We start from the raw sequence: 4,965 nt of genomic DNA, 5'->3' as shown, positions 1-4,965 counted from the left end.
GCCGTCCGTCAGGGGATCACGGCGGCCGCGGTCCGGCCGGGCGATCCCGTCCGAGGGGCGCTGCTCGCGGAGGTCCTGAGGGCGATAGACGGGTCCGCGGGGGCGGCTTTCTGCTGCCGGGGGGAGACCGGAACAACACCGAACAGGAGTGATCCATGATTCCGATTCGAGACATCAACCCATCCAGAACGGTTCCGGTGGTCAATTACGCCCTCATCGGACTCAACGTCTTCGTCTTCCTGACGGAGCTGCTGCAGGGCGGGGACATGGCCCGGTTCGTCTATTATTACGGCCTGGTCCCCGCCCGGTATTTCGACGCCGAGATCTCGGCCTACTTCAGTTTCGGTCAGCAGGTCTTCTCCTTTTTCTCCTTCATGTTCCTCCACGGCGGTTTTTTCCACATTCTGGGCAACATGTGGTTTCTTTACATCTTCGGCGACAACATCGAAGATCACCTGGGTCCCTTCCGGTACCTTGCCTTCTATCTCCTCTGCGGCATCTCGTCGGGTGTCTCCCACATGGTCCTCAACATCCACTCCAACGTACCGGTCGTCGGGGCCAGCGGCGCCATCGCCGGCGTCATGGGGGCCTACCTGATCCTCTACCCCCGGGCCAAGGTGCTCACCCTGGTCCCCATCATCATCATTCCCTTCTTCTTTGAACTGCCGGCCTTCATCTTCATGGGCATCTGGTTCTTCATCCAATTTCTCAATGCCGCCGCCAGCTTCGGAAACGCCACGGACATCGCCTGGTGGGCGCATATCGGCGGGTTCCTGTTCGGGATCCTTTTTTTGCGCCTGATGGGGAGGCTTCCCGCCACCGGCGCCACCCATTTCACCCGCCAACTGGCCGAACGGAAGACCACCCATCGCCTCCAGGTCATCCAGCCCACCGGCCCCCTCGGCGACCCGAACCTCTACGGCACTCTCCTGATCACGCCCCATGAAGCCCTGCGCGGCACACAGAAGGTCGTCAACATCCCGTGGGGGTTTCACAACCAGTTGATCCGGGTCACGGTCCCGTCCGACACCCGGGAAGGCAATATCCTCAGGCTGGGCGGCATGGGCAAGCGGATGCCCGACGGCCGGCGGGGGGATATGATGCTGACGGTCCAGTTCGAGGCGTATCAGAGATGACGGTTCCGTAAAAAGGCCGATATCTGCGTTACGCGCATCCCTCGTCACTGCGGCGTACTGTGAGTACGCCTCATTCCTCGGGATTCGCAAGCCTTGATCTCGACCTTTTTACAAAACCGTCTGAAAATCGACTTTTTACGAATCCATCAGAGATAGGGCTTGAACAGCCAGAAGAATGAATCGCGCAGCTTCAGGAGGAGGGGCCGGCGTTGCATCTCTTCAAGGGAGATCTCCCGGGCGCCCCGGCGCTGGGATTCGAAAAGGGGCAGCAGATCCCGGCTGACGCTCCGGCCGTAGATCTCCACCATCAGTTCAAAATTGAGACGCAGGCTCCGGGTGTCGAGATTGGCGGAGCCGACCTGGGCATAGTGGTGGTCGATGAGGATCAGTTTGGTGTGCACAAACGGCGGGGGCTGGAAAAAGATGCGGACTCCGCGCTCCAGAAGATCGGGCAGCAGCCTCATGGCGGCCCAGTGGACAAAGGGAAGGTTGTTCTTCCCGGGCAGGAGGATCCGGACATCCACCCCTTTCAGGGCGGCGGCCTGGAGGGCGCCGATGAGCTGCGACGAGGGCAGGAAGTAAGGGGTCATGATGGAGATGGACTTGCGGGCAAACGATACGGCGCAGAAGAGCAGCATCTCAAGCCGGTCGATCCGCATGTTGGGGCCGTCCACGACGGCGCGGCAGATGGTGCTGCCCTTGTTGAAGGCGTGGACCGGGCCGGGCGTCAGGCTTTCCCCGGTGGCGAACCGCCAGTCCTCCAGGAAGACATGTTCGATCTGGGTCGCGATGGGCCCGGTGAGCTGGAAATGGAGGTCGATGATGCGATGGCGGTTGGCCTTCCGGTCCGCTAGGTGGCTGTCGTGGATGTTCATCCCGCCCACAAAGGCGACCTTCCCGTCGGCCACGAGGATTTTTCGGTGATTGCGGAGATTGATCCGGAAGGCCGGGGGATAGAGGCTGGGGGGGAGAAACCGCGCGAACCGGATCCCCCGTCGGGCAAGCAGCCTGCCCGCCCTCGGGATGCTGTAGCACTCCCCCACCCCGTCGACAATGACGCGGACGTCCACGCCCCGGTCCCTGGCCCGGCAGAGGGCGTCGATGAAGGCGCGGCCGGTCCTGCGGGTCTCGAAGATATAGGTGCTCAGGTAAAGATATTTCTCGGCCGTCTCGATGGCTGACATCATCACGGGATACGCCGCCTCGCCGTTGACGAGGGGAACGACCGTGTTGCCGGCGATCAGGGGCCTGCGGATGACGGCATCGGATACCCTGGCGATCTCGTCCAGCGGGGGCGGGATCTGAAACGCCATGATCAGCCGCTGGTCCCGCATCTCGTGCTCGATTTTGAAGGGGGAACCCTCCTCAAGCTTTCTCGCCCGGGAGCGGATTCGATTGACCCCGAAGAAGAAATAGCAGGTGGGGCCGGCCAGGGGGAACGCCAGGCAGATGGCGACCCATCCCAGGGCCGAGCGGGAATCCTTCTTGAAGATCAGGGCGTGCCCGGCCGCCGGAAGTGCCAGGGTGATATACAGGAGTAGCAGCCATCCGTTGCTCATGTGTCTTTAAAAAAACCATATCCCGGAAATAAGCAAGAAAAATCTTCAGGGGCCGCCCGGCCCGAAGGAGATCCACCGTTGGCGCGTATCCGGCGCGGTTTGGAACGGGGGAGCGCGCGGTGCCGCCGTTTCCCTGTCGGGGCGGGGGGCCTGCGCCCCCGGCCTTGAAAAAAATGGTTGGATCATTATAACTATATGCGTTACTGTAACAGACACCCTTGTGCTGAATCGACATGCCCTCATACCCGCCGTCGGCGCGTGTGTTCAGGATTAAAAAAGGTTTGCATCACATGCTCAAGAAAAAAGACCGGGGCACGTTCCGCGCCGCCAGGCAGAGCCGGATCTTCCAGGATGTGGTGGATCAGATCCAGGAGGCCATCATGACCGGAGAATTTCAGACCGGGGACATGCTCCCGTCCGAACGGGAGATGCGGGAGATCTTTCATGTCAGCCGCGGCACCCTCCGGGAGGCGCTCCGGGTGCTCGAGCAGAAGGGGCTGATCGAGATCCGCCTGGGCGTCAGCGGCGGCGCCATGGTCACGGCGGCCATGGCCGAGACTCTGACCGAGAGCCTGGGGCTCATGCTCCGGTTTCGCAAGATCTCCCTGGACCATCTCCACGAGTTCCGGGAGGATATCGAGGGCATCGTCACGGCCAAGGCCGCCGAAAGGGCCGTCGCCGAGGACGTCTTGAGGCTGCAGGCCCTCGTGGGCGAGGCCGGCAGGCATGCGGCGGGCGGCATCGGGGAGTGGAAGGCGTTTCTGGACGTCGACAAGAAATTCCACCAGGCCCTGGCCCGCATCACCGGGAACCCCATCTATATCTTCATCCACACGATGGTCCACGACAACATCCAGCCCTACTACGACACCTTCCTTCCCCCGGACGACCGGCGGCTCCGGGAGAATTTTCAGGACCTTGCGGACATCCTCGACGCGGTGGAAAAGAAGGATGCGGACCGGGCCGGCGATCTCGCGCGAAAGCATATCGTGCGGTTCAGCGCCTACATGAGGGATCAGCACAGGGATTTGCGGGAATAACCAAGGCGGAACGGCGATGGCAAGGGCCAATATCATTCTGACCGGGTTCATGGGAACCGGCAAGAGCACCGTGGGGAAACTGGTGGCAAAAGCATTGGGCTACGGTTTCGTGGATACGGATGAACTGATCCAGGCCCGCTGCGGACAGACCGTTCCAGAGATTTTCCGGGAACGGGGCGAGGCGGCCTTTCGCGACATGGAGGCGGAGATCGCGCGGGAACTGGGCGCCAAGGAGGGGCTTGTCGTTTCCACCGGCGGCCGCCTCATGCTGGACCCCGGCAATGCCCGGGCCCTCGGCGGAACCGGCCGGGTCTTCTGCCTGCGGGCGACGCCCGAGGAGATCCTGGCCCGGGTCACGGGGGATTCCGGCGTGGCCCGCCCCCTGCTCCAGACGGAGAACCCCCTGGAGCGGGTCGTGGAGCTGATGCGGCAGCGGGAGCCGGGATACGCCCGGTTCACGCAACTGGAGACCACCGGCATCCCCCCCGAGGAGGCGGCCCGACGCCTCCTCGACATCTACAGGTCCTGATGGCGTCCATTCCGGGGGCGGCTTTCCGCGGACACCGGGACGGAGGTCTTCACGAATGGAGGAGGTCGACATGAAAAAAGTGCTCGTCCTGCACGGGATCAATCTCAACATGTTCGGCAAGCGCGATCCCGAACAGTACGGTGCGATCCCCCTGGCGGAGATCGACCGGGAGCTGAAGGAACTCGGGGCGGAATTGAACCTTGCGGTGGAATGCTTCCAAACCAACCATGAGGGGGCCATGGTCGAAAGGATCCACCGGGCCCACCTGGAGAACACCGACGCCGTCATCATCAATGCGGGCGCATGGACCCATTACAGCTACGGCATCATGGACGCTTTAGCCATCCTGACGGCGCCCGTCGTGGAGGTCCACATGTCCCGTATTCATGCGCGGGAAGCCTTCCGGCATGTCTCGCTGATCGCTCCCCTGGCCCGGGGGCAGATCACGGGGTTCGGCGTGGACAGTTATCTCCTGGGCCTGAGGGCCGCAGCCGGGTTGATCTCCGATGACGAATGACCGATTCGACGCCCTGGGCCGAAGCATCGACGGTGATCTCCATCTCGACGCCCTGAGGCGGCACCTCCTCTCGACGGACGGCAGCATCTTTCAGAAGGTGCCCGCCGCCGTGGTCTATCCCCGGCATGCCGGCGACGTCGCCGCGACCGTGGCGTTCGCGCGGGAGCGCGGCCTTTCGGTCCAC

6 protein-coding genes are annotated in these 4,965 nt (G+C 62.8%); 5 read left to right on the top strand and 1 reads right to left on the bottom strand.

Going from position 1 to position 4,965, the window contains the following annotated elements; genetic code table 11:
* The first annotated feature begins 155 nt into the window (after nucleotides 1–155).
* Nucleotides 156–1,136, top strand: a complete 981-nt coding sequence (locus tag ACEW8N_RS06015; protein WP_373498904.1) for a rhomboid family intramembrane serine protease — start codon at nucleotides 156–158, stop codon at nucleotides 1,134–1,136.
* Nucleotides 1,137–1,282: 146 nt separating this feature from the next.
* Here the strand turns inward: ACEW8N_RS06015 and ACEW8N_RS06010 are convergent, their stop codons facing one another.
* Complete coding sequence (locus ACEW8N_RS06010) at nucleotides 1,283–2,695, bottom strand: phospholipase D-like domain-containing protein (RefSeq protein WP_373498903.1); 1,413 nt, start codon at nucleotides 2,693–2,695, stop codon at nucleotides 1,283–1,285.
* 290 nt (nucleotides 2,696–2,985) lie between these two features.
* On the opposite strand from ACEW8N_RS06010, the gene ACEW8N_RS06005 reads away from it, so the two are divergent.
* From ACEW8N_RS06005 to ACEW8N_RS05990, 4 genes are all read left to right on the top strand, one after another.
* Complete coding sequence (locus tag ACEW8N_RS06005; RefSeq protein ID WP_373498902.1) at nucleotides 2,986–3,735, top strand: FadR/GntR family transcriptional regulator; 750 nt, start codon at nucleotides 2,986–2,988, stop codon at nucleotides 3,733–3,735.
* A 16-nt stretch (nucleotides 3,736–3,751) separates the two neighbouring features.
* Nucleotides 3,752–4,264, top strand: coding sequence for a shikimate kinase (locus ACEW8N_RS06000; RefSeq protein WP_373498901.1), 513 nt, complete (start codon nucleotides 3,752–3,754; stop codon nucleotides 4,262–4,264).
* Nucleotides 4,265–4,334: 70 nt separating this feature from the next.
* The gene (aroQ, locus tag ACEW8N_RS05995) at nucleotides 4,335–4,781 is read left to right on the top strand and encodes a type II 3-dehydroquinate dehydratase (RefSeq protein WP_373498900.1); all 447 of its coding nucleotides are present in this window, start codon (nucleotides 4,335–4,337) and stop codon (nucleotides 4,779–4,781) included.
* Nucleotides 4,771–4,965, top strand: a 195-nt coding sequence (locus tag ACEW8N_RS05990; protein ID WP_373498899.1) for a hypothetical protein, incomplete at its 3' end; no start/stop codon positions are given. The genes aroQ and ACEW8N_RS05990, both read left to right, overlap by 11 nt.

The organism is Desulfococcus sp. (assembly GCF_041737845.1).
In the GTDB taxonomy this organism is placed as follows: domain Bacteria; phylum Desulfobacterota; class Desulfobacteria; order Desulfobacterales; family Desulfococcaceae; genus Desulfococcus.
Note: the sequence above shows the minus strand (reverse complement) of the source record. Positions and strands in the feature narration are given on the sequence as shown.